This is a genomic window from Bacillus vallismortis, assembly GCF_004116955.1.
GTDB lineage: Bacteria > Bacillota > Bacilli > Bacillales > Bacillaceae > Bacillus > Bacillus vallismortis.
This window is the reverse complement of record NZ_CP026362.1, coordinates 539889-558394: the sequence shown is the minus strand read 5'-3', so window position 1 is coordinate 558394 and position 18506 is coordinate 539889. Positions and strand designations below refer to the sequence as shown.

Here is an 18506-nt window from a genome sequence, read left to right as displayed (position 1 = left end):
ATTTCAACATTTTTTACAAAGTTGAGGGGGCGCCGATTCTAAAAACTTTTATTTTTGGGGCCCGTAAAAAGTAGGGGGGACTTCAATATTTCACTATTTATTCTATAAAGATCACATAAAAATTTCTCTACTACATCAATAAATTCAGTACAAAAATTTTCATTTAATAATATATTATTATGAATGCCTTCTGTAACATTCTTTAATTCATTTACAGCATTCCTTACCTTGTTTGGTTTTTTAGCTTTATCTATATCACCACCGCAATGAACTAGGCAATTTCTTATTTTATTGGCATTTTGAATAAAGTGCCATTCCTTTGTGTCGTCAGGAAAGTTCTCTTTCTTAACTTTCTTGATAAACAAAGATGCTCTTTTAATACCATCCCCTCTTAGATCATCTAATTCGATACCAGTTTCGTCAGTCTGATTACATAGATCAATAATCTTATCTTCTAGAAAAGAATAGATGCTAATGAATAAAGAGTTTCTCATTATAGAAGGAAAGTGATCACGATATTGACTTATTTCATCATAATGCCAATCCAGAAAATCATCTGCTTCCATATTATAATTTTTAAACAACTCATCATATTCATTGAGTTCTCTTCTTAAATTACTCTCAACAAACTCCGCATATTCTTTAAATGTTTGTAGCTGGTCACTTATAAACAACTTAAACCTAATTTCTTCAATATTTCTCATAACCATTCCACCTTTTGCCCTTTCTCCCAATTATATTCTATCGGAACCCAAATGTAATCTGGTTATGATGATACTGACACAGTACCTCAAGATTATTTAAATCGTTACGTGCCTGATCGTCGTTTAAAACGTCTCTAAGCTCTTTAAACTTATGATGGACTACTAATCTATGAGACTTATTTAAACGTCCCTGTGAGGCACAGACGGCACAATGATAGTTACTTTCTCTAAGCTTTTGTTCTCGGAGAAGCTTCCACTCTCTCGAATGATAATAGGAATAGAGCCCATTGTTCTCCCTGTTGTACCTCACATCTTTGTTGTATTGCTTGTCAGCATAGCCCTTGTGCTTCTCACAATAGCGCTGTGTCCAGTCCACATAGTTGAGGCAGGCTGGCGCATTACATCTTTTTAACGGCAGGACTATCACCCCCTATTTATTCTTTCTAAACTGCCCCCGCACTCAAGCCGTTAACCGCCAATTGTCTATCCTGAGATTTACCGGAAGCAGTTTACAGAGAATATAAAAAAGCACCTAACAAGGTGCCTTAATTACGTAATAAAACATTAGCATCAATTTGATATCCGCAAGATGCTAACTGCTTAGCTATTTGAAGTTTCCATCCTCCACCACTATCAAAGTTTGTATAAACAACGCCTGCAAAGTCATTAGGAATCTCTAAACTTCCAGAAGGGTCATCTTTAACTAATGTCATAACATTTTTCCTACCCAATTTCCCGATAAAATACCCTAATTCAAGAATCACATTTTGTCTTGCTCGAAATTGCTTTGATTTTTCTTTTCCTCTAAGATAACCCATATCATCAGGTGACATTAAAACAATTGCAAATTGACAATCTACGCTTCTCTGTTCAAACTTTTCAATAATAGTTAAACCATCGTTAGGTTGCTCGTGTAATATAATAGGATTTAATTTTAAAGTCTCTAAAGCCCTAGCTACTTCAAGTTTCATAAGATCGTCCCGTCCATGGACAATAAAAATACTGTTTGTTTTTGCTTCAATAACTTCATCAATACTATCTATTGGTTCTCTATCTTCAAAAAGCTGAATTTCTTTTTTTATTGTATTAAATAAATTTGTTAATTGTTCTTGTCCCCTCTGCCACTGCCTAATCATATCAGCTCTTTCTGAAGGGAAGAAAGAGAGATAAAATGATGCTGATTTTAAAGAACTTATATACTCTGAAGAATTTTCACAGATATTTTTAATTATCATTTCACTTTCTTTTAGTAACTCGTCCAGACGTCCCCCATCGTTAAACTTTAATGAATCAGTTTTTTCTATTAAATCATTTAATATTTTTATTTTTTCATCTTTAGGTATTGTCATTTTTATCCCCCCAAGGGATATTATGAATGAATTTTACAAAAAAAGAAACTGTTGTATTTATTCACGCAAAAATATTGATACGTATTTTTATACGTGTTATAATAAAGTTATAGAAAGGAGATGGTAAACATCTAATGAGTTCCAGAGAAATAATAAAGCTAATTAAAAATGATGGATGGTACGAAGTCCGAGTAAAAGGCAGTCATCATCAGTTTAGACATCCTCATAAAAAAGGACTTGTGACTATCCCACATCCAAAGAAAGACTTACCAAAAAGAACAGTAAAATCAATCCTTGAGCAGGCAGGGCTAGAATAGCCCTCCTTGCCAAAGGAGTTAATGAAATAAATAATGATATAATAAAATGAAAAAGGGGTTTTGCATCAAATGAAAAAAGATCGTTACATCTATCCAGCCCTTTTCGATTATGACGATGACGGAATCACAGTTACATTTCCTGATTTACCAGGTTGCATAACGTGCGGCAATACAGATGAAGAAGCTCTTACCATGGCAAAAGAAGCAATGGCATTACATCTATATGGACTTGAGCAAGATGCTGACGAGATTCCTGCAGCAACACCGACCAAGAAAATTAAAACTGAAGATAGTCAATGCATCGTACTAATTGAAACCTGGATGCCGCCTTTCCGTCATGAAATGGAAAACGCAGCAGTTAAGAAAACATTAACAATTCCACGTTGGATGGATGAGATTGCAAAAGAGCATAAGATCAATTATTCTCATCTACTTCAAGATGCAATTAAAGAACATCTTGGACTTTATAAAAATCCAAGGTCTTAATTTTTAACTTTAATTGTAAACTTATGTAAAGAGCAAAGTGAGCAGCCTATTGGTTGCTCTTTTTTTACAGAAAAAGCACCCGCCCTATTGGGAGAGTGCTTTTAATTTATTACCTATTACCATAATACCTTATTTTTTAAAAAATAGTGTGCCGTTAAAGTGCCAAATTTGTGCCATACTTATTTTACTGTCATTCCTCTGCTCAAAAGAAACACATCCTTTTTACAAATCTCAATACATGCCTTTTTGATCTAAACGTGAACCTGTTGCACCTCTGCTCATAACTGTTCACCTCCTAATACGTGATTGTAAAAGTTATCAAACCATACCTTTTTGTTCTTTCTTTGATCCAGCACCTCTACTCATTCGGATCACCTCCTGTAACACGATAATATCATTTTCTCCATTTTCTAACATTCATTTCTAGCAAAAAGAAGTACTTTCCTGCCTCTTCTTGTACACTTCTTCTCTTAGAGCAAACGCTAGTCTGTAGAAAGCTTTTGCCTTCACTCGGTAATAGTTGCGATGACTCATATTCATTTCCGTATAAACTTCATAATCACACAATTCTTCCGGCTGCATATAGAGCATGACAATGATCTGCCGTTCTCTTTGAGTAAGCCGGTTAACAGCCCTTTGAATCCTTTTTAGAAATTTATCACGCTGAATCTCCCAATCAAGACGTTTTAATGCTGCCTCTTCTGTCGATGAATGAAATTCATTCGTAATACTCGGCAGAACAATGCTATAAGCTGGTGTAACCTTTGGTAAAAAATCATCTGGCACCTGCAAGAGATATAACCGGTATTGATCCAGCAGCTGCTCTGCTTTTGCTTTAGTGGCTTCTTCATCAATCTGAGGCAGGTTTAATGTAATTTGATTCATATTTACCTCCTGATTATTCAAAATAAAAAAGGACACCGAACAAACAGCGCTATTGCTGTAGGTTCAGTGTCCGCAGGCTTTCCGTCTTGGACATTTATTCACTTAAACAATTCACCCTCGTCCCATTTAACGCGGGTAACCTTGCCTTGATTTGTAATGATCTTTGTTTCCCCATATGTGGGGAGTGGGACCATCCTCGCAGCTCCATTGGATAGAATTACCGCAAAACAATCATGCTGTTTCGTGTCTATGACAAGTTTATCTCTTTCAATTATATGGTCTAAATTGATTAATCTCAAACCGTTTCCCTCCTTTTAACCCGCTGCTCATATGCCAACAAATAAGCGTTCATTTTATCCTTAAATCTTTCCTGCAAATAAAAATTAAGCGCCTGTTCCGGATCCTGCAGCTTTATGGTTTTCTTCTCATAAACCAAAAACTCTATCAGCAGAATGAGAGAATAATAATTATGCCGCAGCGCTTCTCGATACCAATCTCTAACTGTCAAACCTACGCTCCAGATTCAGGAACAAACCGTATTCTTTAATGAACGCCAGTGAGACAGTACCAACAGGACCGTTTCTCTGTTTTGCAATAATGATTTCAATTATGTTTTTACTTTCGCTTTCCTTGTCATAATAATCATCCCGATAAAGAAACCCAATGACATCCGCATCCTGCTCGATTTGTCCTGATTCCCTAATATCAGACATCATTGGACGCTTATCCTGCCGCTGTTCAACGCCCCTTGAAAGCTGACTAAGAGCAACAACACAAATGTCTAACTCTCGGGCCATATGCTTGAGCATGCGGCTTATTTCGCCTATTTCCTGTGTTCTGTTCCCCCTGTGTTTTGCTGATCCTGTAATCAGCTGCAAATAATCAATAATGATCAAGATATCCTTGCCGGCATACTCCCGTTTCATTTTCCTTGCCTTTGACCATATTTCGTTTACTGTGACGCCTGGGCGGTCAAATATTCTTATATCAGCAGAACCAAGAATACCATTTGCTTGTGAAAGCTTGTTCCAGTCATTCGCTGTCAAATTCCCCGTACGCATCGCATCTGCATTTATATTTCCAAGAATTGAAGCCATTCTTTTTAGAAGCTGCTTACGTGACATTTCAAGAGAGAAAATACCCACTGCGCCGCCGCTATATTGATTTAATGAACTACCCATAAAATTAGCCGCAACGTTTAAGCAAAAAGCAGTTTTCCCGACAGATGGCCGAGCGGCAATAATAACTAATTCTTGTTTTTGAAAACCCGACGTCATTCGATCTAGCTCTGCAAAGCCGCTTCGCATACCCGTAATTTCGCCTTTTGGGGTCGCCAGCTCCTCGTAAATGTCTAACAGGTCACTTTGTATTGCCCCGTCCTCTTCATCGCCTGTAGCGTCTTCTAAGCGCATTAAATTGGATATGCTCGTTTGAATAGTTGAGGACACATCTTCATGAGCGGCATTTTGCTTAATTTCCTCCGCGATCTTACTCATTTCTCTTTTTTGCCAATACTCAAATATAAGCTTTTCGTAAAAAGAAATATTGGCGGTAGTCGGCACAGACTCGGTTAAGTCGGATAAATATTTGTGCCCGCCAACGCTACCGATGTTGTCACGTCCTACTTGCTCGACGATTGCAACCAAATCTATCGGGATCCCTTTAGAATCTAGTTCAATCATCGCAGCTAATAGATTTCTATGTTTGAACTGTGATAAATGGAGCGGTCTAATGCGGGTGTCTTTTATTAGTTCAGGCTCTAAAAGGAGCGACCCTAGAAAGGACTGCTCCGCATCTATATTGTATAAAAAATGTTTCGTGTCCATTTAATCACCGATCCCAAGCATTCGTCTGATTTCTGCTTTTGATTTCTCTATGGATGCCCGCTCTTGATCTGTTAGCTCGTTAGGAGCAGCCATTTTCGCAAAATACTCTTTTGTTTCCTCTACAGAGGGAATAGCATTCATCCGGTCAACTGTTGCAGGCTTTGCATTCAACAAGTCCGCAACCTTCGGCGGAAACTTATTCAATCGGCAAAAGTTGATTAGATTGCGGCGTACTTCCTCGTATACAGCTTCTTGTAAAAGCTCATGCCAAGAATCAATCTTATCTTGTGTAATCTCAAAGTGATCAAAATATTGTTTGATAAGAGACATGATTTCAAAGGTTTGTTTTTTAATCATCCAAATTAAACTCCTCTCCTTTAGGTATAACAGTTCTCTTTGCTGTCTCCTGTTCTTTATCGCTCTTAATCTTGGTCACAAGCCTATCAAACTGTTTTCGAAGGCTGGATGGACTTAGGATATTGGTTCTCCAAAAGCTGTCCTGTTGTGACCACTTAATTAAGTATTTGATTTGTTTGTCTGTCCGTTTATCTCTTTCTCGGATTAACCTAAATTCATTTGCCCATTTTTCAAGATTGGGCTTTTTAGCATCAGGATTATTTTTGAGAATTTCTTCAAACAAAAATTCCGCATTCTCCATGTCGCAAATTTCATATTTGAGACGAGAAGTATTTATATTCTTTTCATTCTTTACATTCTTTTCATTCTTGATTGTGTGTTTTTGTGTCGCTTTCGTGTCGTTTTCGTGTTCGATCACTGTCTTTTTTTCTTCATCGGAATCATGGTAAACCCCATAATTGACAATAGTTATAAGCGTTTTTTTGGTGTCTTTTTTGAAATCAATCATTTCATCTTTCCGTAACAGGTCAAGAAATTGCGTTACCTTGGTATTAGACCATGACCAACGCTCACCAAGTTTACGAATTGAGGAAATGAATTGACCTCTCTTAACCTCGTAAAGCTCGTTTCCTAGAACGAATTTATTATCTTTATGACTGGCCATCATGAGTAAATCGAGCCAAGCTTCATATTTAGAAAACTTCCTTTTCTCTTGATAAATCCAGTGATCTTGAACACTCCTATGAAGCTTTATCCAACCAATCATTAGAATCACCTTACTTACTTGTAAAAATTCAATTCATCGCTATACGCCACTTCTCCCATGAGATAACGGAAACCGGCAATAAATCCCGATATAAAAGCGTCCTCGCTCTCATATGCCGCTTTTGTTGAACAAATCTCATCAAAATCCTGCAGAAGTGGCTTTAATTCCGCCGGCAGCTTCTCGCTTAACAGTGCATAAAGATCGTTCATTCGGTCATTTGCTTTACATGTTTTTTGGGACAATTCGATTTTTTCGTAATCACTGTCTAACCTCTCATGCAGAGACTTGGTTGCTATCAATTTGAGCATAGTAACCATGCCAGCGTCGTAATACTTACCGCATACAGCCGTTTTATTTATGTCCGCTCCGATCTGTTCACCAATAGCAGCTATTTTAGTAGGCGTACCCATTAATTTCATAATTGAACTCTCCTCGCGTTTGATTTACTAGATTGATATTTTCGTTAAGTCGTGGTATTGTCTATCTGAATAAATCAAGAAAAAGTGCGGCAACACTCTTTCTTGACCGTATGTTTGACACTTACATCTTAGAGTAATGTGAGATTTGGCCGATCCTTCTCTATTGAGGCGATGCGGCCATATTCGTCTTTTTCGGCTTTATACACTGGAATCGGTTCTTTAATAACCTCATGTAATATTTTTGAAGTATCAATCTTCCCGCTTATGATTCGATCCATTACACCTCTATAGAAAATATCAAAAAAAACATCATCATCTGGCGACTCAATATTTTTCACAAATACCTCAAGCATGAACCTATCAAAATCTATTTCATCCGGCATATTTTCAATTGTGCTTCTCATTTCAGCCGCTCTTTCTTTGCTATGATCTATAGACAGAAGAGATAAAAAATCATTCTTTTTCATTTTCAAGAAATCCATTGACAAGACTAAATGCTTCTCAAGGTTTTCCGGATAAGAAGGACTTAAATTAACTGCTTTTTCAATTTCTTGCTTAATTTCAGAAATAGAATTTCCGCCCATTTTTCCTGTAAATTCATTCGCTTTCTCTAAATCCTCAATCTCGGATAAAATGGACCACAAACGCTGGCGATATTTAGAAGCGGTGATATCTCTGCGATTCATTTCCCGCTGTAATCGTTTGATCCACACCAAGCTGTTATACGGACTATATTTTGAAACGGACATAATTTTATCTACGTTGAAAAATTTGCGTAGGTCTTGAATCACTTTTTCAGGGATATCCGCCTCAGTCATGTGAATAAACAAATACATCAAATTAGATTCCGCGATACGTTCAAGACCACGCCGAAAGGCTCTGTATGTGTCATTGATGAAAACATGAAATTCCTTTGTTACATGATCCACTTCTACTTTTAAAGCTTTTACACGACTATAAAACTCAAATTTATTCATATCCTCATCCTCCTAAATTAACGGCCGCCATGTTTTAATCCATGCCTTAGCATCCTCAAAATCTAACTTTCTTAAATCCCTGTATGAAGGCACTGCGAAAGCGTCTCTAAAATTGCGGTAAATACTTGAAAATAGGCGGCGTGTCCCCTCTGGGCTGTCATCATATCTATCACGAATTTCATAAACGCGCTTTTTAATTTGCTTTTGGATAACATTTTGTTGAAAAGAGTCGATACTCAAATTGTCTTCAAGTTGACCTAAACGTTTATCTTGCTCGTTCTGTTTTTTCTCAAGACGGATCATGTGTTGTAACTGTGGGCTCAACTGTGAATAATCAGTTTGTAAGTGGTGCTCCATTTGATTGAATTGATTCACGTAAGCAGCGGTAAACAGGATGCCTTTTTCGCCTGTCATTTTGTTGGCGACCATTTCACAGCCTTGTTTAGTTAGCAAATAATGTTTGTAGAGTTTCCCCGTACCCGCTTGGTATGTGCTTTCTACAAAGAAATCATCAGAACGCAATTTTGCGTTTTGACCAATAACTACTAAGTAACCCTCAATGCTCCTTACCAAGTCCGCATGTCTTTTCTCAACCATTTCGGCCACGTCTCGACTATCTACAAAATGTTGTCCGTTTGATTCGATTAAATTTAAAGTATTATTCATGTTGTAGCCCCCATTCTTTCCATTTCCTTGCGTCGCACTTCAATTATTTCTTGTTCCTCTGCCTCACACATATGTACGCAGTATTCTGTTCCTGCGCTGACAAACTCAAGCATCACACGACCTTTTACAGGCTGTGTCTTTTTTGTCACCTCAAACTTCAAGCCTGAATTATCACTCGGTTTTTTTGAAATAGCGAAAAGTGGTCCACTATTGAACAAAAAATTAATAAACTTGTAAGATGCGTTAAAATCCAAGTCCGGTTCCGGATTTATCAAACTAATATCGTTGAGATTCATTCTTATGCCCCTTTCAATTTACAGTCATACAAACTGCAATGCATTGTTTGCGTCTGTCCACGCTTTTTTTACCATTCATCCATGATTTCTTTCATAACTTGTCTAGATTCCTCGTAGAACCAAAAACGTTTGCCTTTTTCCTTGCGGCGCTCAAGCAGCTTCATCCGCGGGTCACGTAAGAATTCATTTTCTAAGAACGACTTACTCATACACGTTTTTTTAGACATTGTTTCAATATCCCAAGTAAAAAGTGATTGCTGTATAACTTGATCTAATTGTTTATTGATGTAATCACGAATCTCTGTTTGATCTACTGCAATTTCAAGATCGACTATCGGCAAATTCAACACCTCCTTTTTCTATAAATAATAGTGACTAAACCGTTTGTTAAAAGCACATTTCTGGACATACTAAATAACATAGTGTTATTTTCGCTTGCGTTTGTTAAAATAACACATTATAATATGAATTAGATAACGGTATTAAATATTTCGCTTTGCTAAATCAGGGAATAAATTCTCTGGCTTTGTTTTAAAGTAATTTGAAAGTCTAAAAAGTAATACTGCATCTGGATTGCCACGACCGCTCTCTATATTGCGGTAATGGCTTTCGCTAATGCCTAAATCAATTGAAACTTGACGTTGTGACAATTCCATTTGCCTGCGAAGCTCTCGAAATTGACTGCGTCTATCAATTGCCACTGACATCCAACACACCTCTTTTCGTTATTTTAGATAACTTATGTTCTTATAGTAAACGTTATTTTAGAAAACGTCAAGGGGAATAACGTTTTTTTGAAAGGTTGAACTAATTATGTTTACTAGAACTATATTGGGTAATCGAATAAAAGATTTAAGGCAAAAGCACAAATTATCTCAAGATGCTCTTGCAGAGAAATTAAAAGTTACTAGATCAACCATTGCTAATTATGAAGCTGGAAGAATAATACCTCCCAGTCAAATACTTGTTGAAATAGCTGACTTCTTTGAAGTATCAACTGATTTCTTACTAGGAAGAGATTTGTCGGATGATTTGAAGAAACCTTATTACACTGACGGACAAATTATAAAAAAAGAAAGGGTCAAAAGGGGTATGACCCAAGGTCAACTAGCAGATTCAATCGGTGTAAGTCAAAGAACAATATCAAAGTGCGAACGTGAGGGTCTAGCGAATGCATCAGAATTACTAGATAAGATAGCAAATGTATTTGGGGCTTTTAGTTGGGCTGAAATGTCTGAAAAACACAATGGAAATTATAAAGACCCTGAAACTTCATCCGAAACGAATCAATCAAGTGTTAGCGAAAATAAAGAAGTCTATACTATCGCAGCTCACCATGATGGTGAAGACTGGACAGAAGAAGAACTAGAAGAAATAGAACGATTTAAAGAATTCGTACGCTTAAAAAGAGAGAAAAAATAAGAGGTGTATTTGTATTGCTTTATGATCATCTATTGTTAGAGGCTTCCCGCCACAAAATAGAAGTTATTGAACGATTTATGCCATCTAGATTAAAGGGCCTTTATAATAGCGGCATTGTTTGGATTAACAGAAAACAATCGAGAATTGAAAAAGGTTGCACTCTTGCCGAAGAATTAGGACATCATTTCACCTCTTATGGAGATATTTTGGATCAGAGTAAGATGGAAAACCGTAAACAAGAAAAGCGGGCCAGAAATTGGGCATATAAAAAATTAGTCCCTTTGACTAAAATTATTGAAGCTCAAAAAGCGGGAATAAAAAGCCGTTATGAATTGGCCGAGTTTTTAAATGTAACTGAGACTTTTTTAGAAGAGGCCTTGAAAAGATATGAAGAAGAATACGGGTTATATAAAAAGGTGAACGGATTAACTATCTGTTTTCAACCTCTTGGCGTTATAGAAATGTTTGAAGATTTTTAAGGAGGTGATGATCTTTATTCAACAGCCCCAAAATGAGCGTCTGTCCACGCAAAAAGAAGGGCGAGAATATGAAATTATATAAGTCAAAAAAAGATAACGAATTATTTTACTACTTTAATGCAAAGAAAGAAAAACGATGGTGTTATAGACACCGGTATTATGACAAAAATAATAAACGTAAGGAAAAGTCGCGGCAAGGTTTTAAAACGGAAAATGAAGCATACAGAGCTTTATTAGAAGTTAAGACAGGGATCATATCAGGTGAAACAAAAAAAGTTGAAAACTCGAATTTAACTGTTGCTGAATGGCTTGATACTTGGTTTGATTCCTATAAAAACCAATGGAAAATCACAACGCAGCTACAAAGACAGAACGCAATTAAATATCAAATGAAACCCTTGTTAGGCAGATATAAACTTGCTGATTTAGATAAGAGCACTTACAAAAGAGTTTACATTAATGAGCTGCTAAAAAGATACAAGCCCAGCACAGTCCTGTTGTTCCATCGGCTCTTTAAAGTAGCAATAAATGCAGCAGTAGATGATGAGATTTTAACGCGGAATCGTTTTAATAAAATAACAATCGAAAGTGATGAGGTTAGTGATAACTTTTACACAGCCGCAGAATTGAAACAGTTTCTATCCGCTGCAAAGCAATATGAAAATATAACTAATTATACACTTATTTTCTTGCTGTCATATACCGGCATGAGAAAAGGTGAAGCATTAGGATTAAAGTGGGAGGATTTAGATTTTGATAATAAGACTCTCAGTGTTAACAGGACCAGAGATAATAAAGGGGTTCGTTCCCCAAAAACTAAACGTAGCTACCGCACTATTTTAATTGCTGAGGAACTGATTGAACAGCTAAAATTATACCGCAAATGGTGTAAAGAGATAAAGTTCACTTACGGGCTATATTTATCAGATGAGGATTTTATTTTCATCTCTTTTCAAAGCGGGCTACCTGTAACTGATAACACAATCATGTATTCTATGCGACGTCTCTCAAAGGAAACTGGTTTAAAAAAGATAACTCCGCATGGTTTAAGACATTCTCATGCGACAATATTAATTAGTAAACGAACGCCTGTGAAAGTTATTGCGGATCGACTTGGAAATACTCCGCAGATGATTTTAGATATGTACGGACATTCTTTCAAAGACTTGGAAGAACAATCTGTACATGCATTCGACCAGGCACTCAATTTTTGAAAATTGGGGGAGGTTTTGGGGGAGGTTTTGGGGGAGGTTTTAAAAAAAGACCCTCAAACCCCTGATACCACTAGGGTTTATAACGTTATTGAGTTCTACTCTCGTTAATCGTTTTAAAAACCCCTTCCGCTATGCGGTCGGGGTTTTTTTATCGTCTGTTTCCTCTATTGCCTCTGGTTCGCCAACACTATCTCGCGTCTGCTGCTCCCAATAATCCCGCTGAAGCCTCTCTTTTGCAATGGTACACATGAGATTCATGGTCAGCGCTCCTTTCTAAAAGGTGGTGATTGGTCGTGTTTGCCCTATCTAATATACTCTTTTCCTTTCATTCCTATGCGATAAACCAAAAAAAGATCCTTTGCCCAAATTGGCAAAGGATCTTTTTTTCTTTATTTATATGTCACAAGGAAATACTTTTTCTTTCCGCGGCGCAGAACCGTAAATTGATCTTCGATACGGTCAGCAGCCGATAAGAGATAATTGATTTCCGTCTGGCGTTCGCCGTTAATGTAAACAGCCCCGTTTTGAATGTCTTCACGGGCTTGGCGTTTAGAAGGAGACAATGTAGATTGCACCAATACATCTACAAGAGAAAGCTGTTGGCTGCTGTCAGCTTCCATGGAAGGGACATCCTTAAAGCCGACTTTTACATCTTGGGCAGAAAGCTCTTTAATATTTCCGCTGAACAATGCTTGGGAGATGTTGATGGCTTGCTCCAGCGCCTCACGTCCGTGAACGAGTGCTGTCACTTCTTCCGCGAGACGTTTTTGCGCTTCACGCTTTTCAGGCGCCGTTTCTGTTTTCTCAGCATATGCTTCAATTTCCTCTTTTGATAGGAACGTGAAGTATTTTAAGTATTTGACAACGTCACGGTCATCTGTGTTGATCCAGAATTGATAGAATTCATACGGCGATGTTTTTTCCTTATCAAGCCAAATCGCGCCGCCTTCCGTTTTCCCAAACTTCGTGCCGTCTGCTTTTGTGACAAGCGGAATGGTAAGGCCAAACGCTTTTGCCCCTTCTTCCTCTGATTTTCTGATCAGTTCAAGGCCCGCTGTGATATTGCCCCACTGATCGCTCCCGCCGATTTGCAGCTTACAGTTTTTCTCTCTGTACAGATTTAAGAAATCATACGATTGAAGAATCATGTAGCTGAATTCCGTGTATGAAATGCCGGATTCAATTCTCGAGCTGACCGTGTCTTTTGCCAGCATGTAATTGATGCCGAAGTTTTTGCCGACGTCACGCAGGAAGTCGATCACATTCATTTTGCCGATCCAGTCAAAGTTGTTCGCAATGACAGCAGGGTTTTCTGTTGCGTCAAAATCCAGAAATCTGGACAGCTGGTTTTTGATGCTTTGTGACCATTCGGATACGATGTCAGCAGTGTTTAATGTACGCTCCGCTTTTTTTCCGCTCGGATCGCCGATGAGACCCGTCGCCCCGCCCACAAGCGCAATCGGATGATGACCCGCAAGCTGGAAACGGCGCAGTGTTAGTATAGGCAGCAAGTGTCCGATGTGCAAGCTGTCTGCTGTCGGATCAAAGCCTGAGTACAGGCGGATTTTTTCTTCATTCAGCTGTTTATTTAACCCTTCTTCATCCGTCATTTGCTGAATCAATCCACGGAAGGATAAGTCTTCAAGTAAGTTTGTCATAGATTAAAGCTCCTTTTTTAATAAAATAAAAAACGCCCCTTCGTTTACACGAAGGGACGATTGATTATCGCGGTACCACCCTACTAATAAGAGAACGCCAAACATTCGTCTTATCACTTTGCCTGATAACGGATCAGATCCGTTCTTTCACTACTGAAAGCCTCGACGGCTTTGTTTGCAAAAGCGGTTCATGAGTGTATTCGATATATCCGTCTGTGCTGATTTTCACCGGCCATCAGCTCTCTGCAACGTGAGGATATTCTACTTGTCTCAATCTTTACCTTTTCATATGAAGCTATATCATTTTTAACATAAATAAAATCCCGTGTCAACGCCGCCTTTTAATCCTCCATCGTTGACAGATCTCCGGCCGGAAGGTTAAGCTCCCATGCCTTCAGCACCCGTCTCATGATCTTTCCGCTTCGGGTTTTCGGCAGCTTATCTTTAAATTCAATTTCACGCGGAGCCGCATGGGCAGCAAGACCCTGCTTTACAAATTGGCGGATCTCTTCTTTCAGTTTATCGGACGGCTCATAGCCTTCTCTGAGTGCGATAAAGGCTTTAATGATTTCTCCCCGCACCGGATCAGGCTTCCCGATTACGCCTGCTTCTGCAATGGCCTGATGTTCGACAAGCTTGCTTTCCACTTCAAATGGGCCGACACGTTCACCGGAGGTCATAATGACGTCATCAACTCTTCCTTGGAACCAGAAATACCCCTCATCATCCATGTAAGCAGAATCCCCAGATACATACCAGCCGCCAGGCATGAAATACGATTCATACTTTTCAGGGTTATTCCAAATGGTATGCATCATGGAAGGCCAGCCCTTTTTAATGGCGAGATTGCCCATTCGGTACGGTGGAAGCTCATTGCCCTGATTGTCAACGATCGCCGCCTCTACACCAGGAATCGGCTTACCCATTGAACCCGGTTTGATATCCATGCAAGGATAGTTGCAGATGAGCTGGCTGCCCGTTTCTGTCATCCACCACGTATCATGAATTCGTTTGTTAAAGACTTTATGCCCCCATCTGATCACTTCCGGATTTAACGGCTCACCGACACTGAGCACGTGCCGAAGTGAGGTTAAATCATATTTCGCAGCCATCTCATCTCCCGCTCCCATCAGCATTCGAAAAGCGGTCGGCGCGCTGTACCAAACGTTGACGCCAAGCTGCTCAATCGTTCCGTACCAGCTTTCCGGGCTGAAACGTCCGCCGACGATGACATTTGTCGCTCCGTTCAGCCATGGCGCGAAAATGCCGTATACTGTACCCGTCACCCAGCCCGGATCAGCTGTGCACCAGTAAATGTCTTCTTCCTTTAAATCAAGGACCCACTTCCCTGTCTGATATTGCTGAACCATCGCTTCATGGACATGCAGCACACCCTTTGGCGTTCCGGTAGAACCCGATGTATAGTGAAGCAGGTAGCCGTCTTTTTTGTCCATCCATTCGATATCAAGTCTTGGGCTCTCCTGTTTTGCTGCTTCATCGTAATTGATGACGTTTGCGCCGCTTTCAGCCTCTCCGCCGACTACGAATATATGCTGTAAGTGAGGCAGTTTGTCAGCCGGTATTCTTTCCAGCAGCTCAGGCGTCGTGACAACCACCTTCGCCTCGCTGTTTTCAAGCCGGTCCTTCACCGCCCCCTCCATAAATGCTTCAAAGAGCGGCCCTGCGATGGCGCCAATCTTGATAGCGCCAAGCATAATAAAATAAAGCTCGGGTGATCTCGGCATAAAAATAAAAACGCGGTCCCCTTTTTCCACATTTCCATACCGTTTCAGCACATTCCCGGCTCTGTTTGATTCTTCCTTCATTTCTTTAAATGTGTATTTTTCATCCCGATTTGCGTCTTTATAATAAAGCGCTACTTTGTTTTTTCGAAACGATTCGGCATGCCGGTCAATCGCTTCATACGCCGCATTCAGTTTCCCTGTCTCATGCCAGGAGAAATGTTTCTCTGCCTCGGCCCAATCAAAATGCCGGTACGTTTCTTCATAATTTTTTAAATGATGATCCCCCTCTGTTGCTGGTAACGCTTTCAAATTCATGCCCAAACATCCCCCTTTGCTGAAGTTGTCACATTTATTATAGTATATATTCATATTGTTCTCAATTTTTAAAATATAAACCATATTGAAAACGCTTTATAATTTGTTATTCTTAAAGAAGGCACATATTTTGATAAGAATTGATGGGACGGTGGATCAGTGGAACATCATAAAACATACCATTCAGCAAACATCAAAACAGCAACCGGCTCCTTACTGATAGAAGGGCCTGTCTCTCCAGAAGATCTGGCAGGTTACGAGTTTCATAACGATTTAACCGCATTTCGCCCGCCCCGCGAGCAGCATGAAGCGTTAGTTGACATTGCGGGCCTACCCGAAGGACGCATTATCATCGCCAGAGACGGCCAAACCATTATCGGTTATGTGACGTATTTATATCCCGACCCGCTCGAAAGATGGTCTGAAGGAAATATGGAGGATTTGCTAGAGCTTGGGGCCATCGAGGTGGCGCCGGCCTATCGGGGATGTTCTGTCGGAAAGACGCTTCTGACTGTCAGCATGATGGATGAACAAATGGAAAACTATATCGTGATGACGACGGAATATTACTGGCATTGGGATTTAAAAGGGATGAAAAAAGATGTGTGGGAATACAGAAAGCTCATGGAGAAGATGATGAATGCGGGAGGATTGGTCTGGTTTGCCACGGATGAGCCGGAGATCAGCTCCCACCCCGCAAACTGCCTGATGGCACGCATCGGAAAAAACGTCAGCCAAGAATCAATTGAACAATTCGATAGGCTCCGTTTTTATCATCGCTTTATGTATTAACTGACAAAGGGGAAAAAATAATGATTGTTGAGCAGATCATGAAAAGGGATGTCATTACGTTAACGAAGACCGATACACTTGAAACCGCAATATGCAAACTGAAGGAATTCCATATCAGGCACCTGCCTGTTATAGATGCCGACCGCCATGTGATCGGCATGATGACAGACAGAGACTTGAAACAGGCCAGCCCGAGTATATTTGAAGAAAGCAAACGAAGCCGATTTCTCACGCGAAGCGTAGATTCAATTATGAAAACAGATGTCGTTTGCGCCCACCCGTTAGATTTTGTCGAAGAAATATCTGCTGTGTTCTATGAACATGGCATCGGCTGTCTGCCAGTGGTGCAGCATCAAAAATTAGTAGGCATTTTGACAAAGACCGATTTGCTGCGGACGTTTGTCAAATTGACAGGCGCTGACCAGCCGGGATCGCAAATCGAAATAAAAGTAAACGACATCACCAAAAGCCTCACGGAGATCAGCAGCCTTTGCCAAGACCTGCAAGTGAAAATATTAAGTGTGCTTGTCTATCCGCATGATGATCCCGGTGTAAAAGTGCTTGTCTTCCGTGTAAAAATGATGAATCCGCTGCCGTTTTTGCAGGCATTACAAAGAAATCGGCATCACGTCATATGGCCGTCAGAGCAAAGGGATTTGCTATGAGAGACAGTGTATTTATCTATTCTCCATCGTATCAAACCTATATGTTTCATCAGGAACATCCTTTTAATCAGCAGCGGGTTCTGTTAACATACGATTTGCTTAAGACGATCAATGCCTTTGACGAAGGTGACATTATCAGTCCCAGACTCGCGTCAGAAGACGAGCTTGCCCTTGTCCACACAGACGATTACATTCAGGCGGTCAAGCTTGCGGGCGCCTGCAAGCTTCCCGCAGAAGAAGGAGAAAACTATGGGCTCGGCACAGAAGATACACCTGTCTTTGCCGGCATGCACGAAGCGGCATCACTCTTAGTCGGCGGCACCTTAACGGCCGCAGACTGGGTGATGTCAGGACAAGCCCTGCATGCCGCCAACCTTGGAGGAGGCCTTCATCACGGTTTTCGGGGTAGAGCTTCAGGATTTTGCATTTATAACGACAGTGCTGTGGCCATCCAATATATCCAGAAAAAATACAAAGCCAGGGTGCTTTATATTGATACCGATGCCCACCACGGGGACGGTGTGCAATTTACGTTTTACGATAACCCGGGCGTATGCACGCTGTCCATCCATGAAACAGGAAGGTATTTATTCCCCGGAACCGGCCAGATCCAGGAAAAAGGCAGCGGAAAAGGATATGGCTATTCCTTTAATATCCCGCTTGACGCTTTTACAGAGGATGATTCTTTTCTTGAAGCGTATCGGACAGCAGCTTCTGAAGTGGCCGCATATTTTCAGCCAGATGTGATTATCAGCCAAAACGGTGCCGATGCCCATTACTATGACCCGCTAACGCATTTATCCGCAACCATCAGCATCTATGAAGAAATTCCCCGGCTTGCTCACACGTTAGCGCATCAATATTGCGGAGGGAAATGGATTGCAGTCGGAGGCGGCGGATATGATATATGGCGAGTCGTCCCCCGTGCCTGGGCCAGAATATGGCTTGAAATGAAGGGAATTGAGCCAGGGCGAGAGATTCCGACTGAATGGATCGCGAAATGGCAAAAACAATGCCCTGTCACCCTTCCGTCCAGCTGGAGCGATCCGCCCGATTTATATCCTCCGATTCCCCGCAAGCCTGAAATCACAGAAAAAAATGCCCAAACCGTCAGCAAAACTTTATATGCAATACGATCTGAGCAACAGCAAAGAATGAAGTAAAAAAC

General features: G+C 40.1%; 25 protein-coding genes and 1 other annotated feature. Of the genes, 8 read left to right on the top strand and 17 right to left on the bottom strand.

Going from position 1 to position 18506, the window contains the following annotated elements; translation table 11 throughout:
- Positions 1 to 38 precede the first annotated feature (38 nt).
- On the bottom strand, positions 39 to 704 hold the full coding sequence (locus tag BV11031_RS03080) for a hypothetical protein (protein ID WP_010329619.1): 666 nt from the start codon (positions 702 to 704) through the stop codon (positions 39 to 41).
- Between the two features lie 545 nt (positions 705 to 1249).
- Positions 1250 to 2053 (bottom strand): TIR domain-containing protein, encoded by an 804-nt coding sequence (locus BV11031_RS03070; protein ID WP_010329617.1) that lies wholly within the window; start codon positions 2051 to 2053, stop codon positions 1250 to 1252.
- A 134-nt stretch (positions 2054 to 2187) separates the two neighbouring features.
- Here BV11031_RS03070 and BV11031_RS03065 point away from each other — a divergent pair, with 134 nt between their 5' ends.
- Both BV11031_RS03065 and BV11031_RS03060 read left to right on the top strand, forming a co-directional pair.
- Positions 2188 to 2370, top strand: a complete 183-nt coding sequence (locus BV11031_RS03065; protein WP_010329616.1) for a type II toxin-antitoxin system HicA family toxin — start codon at positions 2188 to 2190, stop codon at positions 2368 to 2370.
- A gap of 69 nt (positions 2371 to 2439) precedes the next feature.
- Positions 2440 to 2856 (top strand): type II toxin-antitoxin system HicB family antitoxin, encoded by a 417-nt coding sequence (locus BV11031_RS03060; protein ID WP_010329615.1) that lies wholly within the window; start codon positions 2440 to 2442, stop codon positions 2854 to 2856.
- Between the two features lie 423 nt (positions 2857 to 3279).
- Here the strand turns inward: BV11031_RS03060 and BV11031_RS03055 are convergent, their stop codons facing one another.
- From BV11031_RS03055 to BV11031_RS03000, 12 genes are all read right to left on the bottom strand, one after another.
- Positions 3280 to 3741 (bottom strand): ArpU family phage packaging/lysis transcriptional regulator, encoded by a 462-nt coding sequence (locus tag BV11031_RS03055; protein ID WP_010329614.1) that lies wholly within the window; start codon positions 3739 to 3741, stop codon positions 3280 to 3282.
- 98 nt (positions 3742 to 3839) lie between these two features.
- Positions 3840 to 4040 (bottom strand): XtrA/YqaO family protein, encoded by a 201-nt coding sequence (locus BV11031_RS03050; RefSeq protein ID WP_010329613.1) that lies wholly within the window; start codon positions 4038 to 4040, stop codon positions 3840 to 3842.
- A complete protein-coding gene (locus BV11031_RS03045; protein ID WP_010329612.1) occupies positions 4037 to 4249 on the bottom strand; it encodes a hypothetical protein in 213 nt (70 codons plus the stop codon). The genes BV11031_RS03050 and BV11031_RS03045 overlap by 4 nt, the downstream gene beginning before the upstream one ends.
- Positions 4239 to 5567, bottom strand: coding sequence for a replicative DNA helicase (gene dnaB / locus BV11031_RS03040; protein ID WP_010329611.1), 1329 nt, complete (start codon positions 5565 to 5567; stop codon positions 4239 to 4241). The genes BV11031_RS03045 and dnaB overlap by 11 nt, the downstream gene beginning before the upstream one ends.
- A complete protein-coding gene (locus tag BV11031_RS03035) occupies positions 5568 to 5924 on the bottom strand; it encodes a replicative helicase loader/inhibitor (protein WP_010329610.1) in 357 nt (118 codons plus the stop codon). It abuts the gene before it with no gap.
- Positions 5917 to 6690: a phage replication protein O gene (locus BV11031_RS03030; RefSeq protein ID WP_010329609.1), complete on the bottom strand. Its 774-nt coding sequence runs from the start codon at positions 6688 to 6690 to the stop codon at positions 5917 to 5919. Before BV11031_RS03030 ends, BV11031_RS03035 begins: the two co-directional genes overlap by 8 nt.
- Before the next feature lie 14 nt (positions 6691 to 6704).
- Entirely contained in the window at positions 6705 to 7109 is a 405-nt protein-coding gene (locus BV11031_RS03025; protein WP_010329608.1) for a DUF6809 family protein, read from the bottom strand.
- 128 nt (positions 7110 to 7237) lie between these two features.
- Complete coding sequence (locus tag BV11031_RS03020; protein WP_010329607.1) at positions 7238 to 8086, bottom strand: hypothetical protein; 849 nt, start codon at positions 8084 to 8086, stop codon at positions 7238 to 7240.
- 12 nt (positions 8087 to 8098) lie between these two features.
- Entirely contained in the window at positions 8099 to 8752 is a 654-nt protein-coding gene (locus tag BV11031_RS03015; RefSeq protein WP_010329606.1) for a Rha family transcriptional regulator, read from the bottom strand.
- Positions 8749 to 9048 carry a hypothetical protein gene (locus BV11031_RS03010; RefSeq protein WP_010329605.1) on the bottom strand — a complete coding sequence of 100 codons (300 nt, stop codon included), beginning with the start codon at positions 9046 to 9048 and terminating at the stop codon, positions 8749 to 8751. The genes BV11031_RS03015 and BV11031_RS03010 overlap by 4 nt, the downstream gene beginning before the upstream one ends.
- 68 nt (positions 9049 to 9116) lie before the next feature.
- Positions 9117 to 9398, bottom strand: coding sequence for a hypothetical protein (locus tag BV11031_RS03005; RefSeq protein WP_241210319.1), 282 nt, complete (start codon positions 9396 to 9398; stop codon positions 9117 to 9119).
- Positions 9399 to 9530: 132 nt separating this feature from the next.
- Positions 9531 to 9755 carry a helix-turn-helix transcriptional regulator gene (locus BV11031_RS03000; protein WP_010329603.1) on the bottom strand — a complete coding sequence of 75 codons (225 nt, stop codon included), beginning with the start codon at positions 9753 to 9755 and terminating at the stop codon, positions 9531 to 9533.
- Between the two features lie 106 nt (positions 9756 to 9861).
- On the opposite strand from BV11031_RS03000, the gene BV11031_RS02995 reads away from it, so the two are divergent.
- From BV11031_RS02995 to BV11031_RS02985, 3 genes are all read left to right on the top strand, one after another.
- On the top strand, positions 9862 to 10470 hold the full coding sequence (locus BV11031_RS02995; protein ID WP_010329602.1) for a helix-turn-helix domain-containing protein: 609 nt from the start codon (positions 9862 to 9864) through the stop codon (positions 10468 to 10470).
- Positions 10471 to 10484: 14 nt separating this feature from the next.
- Positions 10485 to 10949, top strand: coding sequence for an ImmA/IrrE family metallo-endopeptidase (locus tag BV11031_RS02990; protein WP_010329601.1), 465 nt, complete (start codon positions 10485 to 10487; stop codon positions 10947 to 10949).
- A 68-nt stretch (positions 10950 to 11017) separates the two neighbouring features.
- Positions 11018 to 12163 (top strand): site-specific integrase, encoded by a 1146-nt coding sequence (locus BV11031_RS02985; RefSeq protein ID WP_010329600.1) that lies wholly within the window; start codon positions 11018 to 11020, stop codon positions 12161 to 12163.
- A gap of 129 nt (positions 12164 to 12292) precedes the next feature.
- On the opposite strand, the gene sr7p is transcribed toward BV11031_RS02985, so the two are convergent.
- From sr7p to acsA, 3 genes are all read right to left on the bottom strand, one after another.
- Positions 12293 to 12421, bottom strand: a complete 129-nt coding sequence (sr7p, locus tag BV11031_RS23155; RefSeq protein WP_010329599.1) for a small protein SR7P — start codon at positions 12419 to 12421, stop codon at positions 12293 to 12295.
- Positions 12422 to 12552: 131 nt separating this feature from the next.
- Entirely contained in the window at positions 12553 to 13821 is a 1269-nt protein-coding gene (tyrS, locus tag BV11031_RS02980; protein ID WP_010329598.1) for a tyrosine--tRNA ligase, read from the bottom strand.
- 49 nt (positions 13822 to 13870) lie between these two features.
- Positions 13871 to 14108 (bottom strand) — a binding site (T-box leader).
- Between the two features lie 54 nt (positions 14109 to 14162).
- Positions 14163 to 15881, bottom strand: a complete 1719-nt coding sequence (acsA, locus tag BV11031_RS02975; protein WP_010329597.1) for an acetate--CoA ligase — start codon at positions 15879 to 15881, stop codon at positions 14163 to 14165.
- Positions 15882 to 16040: 159 nt separating this feature from the next.
- On the opposite strand from acsA, the gene acuA reads away from it, so the two are divergent.
- The 3 genes from acuA to BV11031_RS02960 are packed head-to-tail and all read left to right on the top strand — an operon-like array spanning position 16041 to position 18501.
- Positions 16041 to 16673: an acetoin utilization protein acetyltransferase AcuA gene (gene acuA / locus BV11031_RS02970; RefSeq protein ID WP_010329596.1), complete on the top strand. Its 633-nt coding sequence runs from the start codon at positions 16041 to 16043 to the stop codon at positions 16671 to 16673.
- Between the two features lie 20 nt (positions 16674 to 16693).
- A complete protein-coding gene (locus BV11031_RS02965; protein WP_010329595.1) occupies positions 16694 to 17338 on the top strand; it encodes an acetoin utilization AcuB family protein in 645 nt (214 codons plus the stop codon).
- Entirely contained in the window at positions 17335 to 18501 is a 1167-nt protein-coding gene (locus BV11031_RS02960; RefSeq protein ID WP_010329594.1) for an acetoin utilization protein AcuC, read from the top strand. The genes BV11031_RS02965 and BV11031_RS02960 overlap by 4 nt, the downstream gene beginning before the upstream one ends.
- Positions 18502 to 18506: the final 5 nt, after the last annotated feature.

Coding starts and splice junctions, on each gene's coding strand:
- BV11031_RS03030 (WP_010329609.1), bottom strand. CDS start 6,690: ATGATTGGTTGGATAAAGCTTCATAGGAGTGTTCAAGATCACTGGATT.
- BV11031_RS03025 (WP_010329608.1), bottom strand. CDS start 7,109: ATGAAATTAATGGGTACGCCTACTAAAATAGCTGCTATTGGTGAACAG.
- BV11031_RS02965 (WP_010329595.1), top strand. CDS start 16,694: ATGATTGTTGAGCAGATCATGAAAAGGGATGTCATTACGTTAACGAAG.
- BV11031_RS03080 (WP_010329619.1), bottom strand. CDS start 704: ATGAGAAATATTGAAGAAATTAGGTTTAAGTTGTTTATAAGTGACCAG.
- BV11031_RS03010 (WP_010329605.1), bottom strand. CDS start 9,048: ATGAATCTCAACGATATTAGTTTGATAAATCCGGAACCGGACTTGGAT.
- BV11031_RS03015 (WP_010329606.1), bottom strand. CDS start 8,752: ATGAATAATACTTTAAATTTAATCGAATCAAACGGACAACATTTTGTA.
- BV11031_RS03035 (WP_010329610.1), bottom strand. CDS start 5,924: ATGATTAAAAAACAAACCTTTGAAATCATGTCTCTTATCAAACAATAT.
- BV11031_RS02960 (WP_010329594.1), top strand. CDS start 17,335: ATGAGAGACAGTGTATTTATCTATTCTCCATCGTATCAAACCTATATG.
- BV11031_RS02985 (WP_010329600.1), top strand. CDS start 11,018: ATGAAATTATATAAGTCAAAAAAAGATAACGAATTATTTTACTACTTT.
- BV11031_RS03065 (WP_010329616.1), top strand. CDS start 2,188: ATGAGTTCCAGAGAAATAATAAAGCTAATTAAAAATGATGGATGGTAC.
- tyrS (WP_010329598.1), bottom strand. CDS start 13,821: ATGACAAACTTACTTGAAGACTTATCCTTCCGTGGATTGATTCAGCAA.
- BV11031_RS03060 (WP_010329615.1), top strand. CDS start 2,440: ATGAAAAAAGATCGTTACATCTATCCAGCCCTTTTCGATTATGACGAT.
- BV11031_RS03070 (WP_010329617.1), bottom strand. CDS start 2,053: ATGACAATACCTAAAGATGAAAAAATAAAAATATTAAATGATTTAATA.
- acsA (WP_010329597.1), bottom strand. CDS start 15,881: ATGAATTTGAAAGCGTTACCAGCAACAGAGGGGGATCATCATTTAAAA.
- BV11031_RS03055 (WP_010329614.1), bottom strand. CDS start 3,741: ATGAATCAAATTACATTAAACCTGCCTCAGATTGATGAAGAAGCCACT.
- BV11031_RS02995 (WP_010329602.1), top strand. CDS start 9,862: ATGTTTACTAGAACTATATTGGGTAATCGAATAAAAGATTTAAGGCAA.
- dnaB (WP_010329611.1), bottom strand. CDS start 5,567: ATGGACACGAAACATTTTTTATACAATATAGATGCGGAGCAGTCCTTT.
- BV11031_RS03020 (WP_010329607.1), bottom strand. CDS start 8,086: ATGAATAAATTTGAGTTTTATAGTCGTGTAAAAGCTTTAAAAGTAGAA.
- sr7p (WP_010329599.1), bottom strand. CDS start 12,421: ATGAATCTCATGTGTACCATTGCAAAAGAGAGGCTTCAGCGGGATTAT.
- BV11031_RS03000 (WP_010329603.1), bottom strand. CDS start 9,755: ATGTCAGTGGCAATTGATAGACGCAGTCAATTTCGAGAGCTTCGCAGG.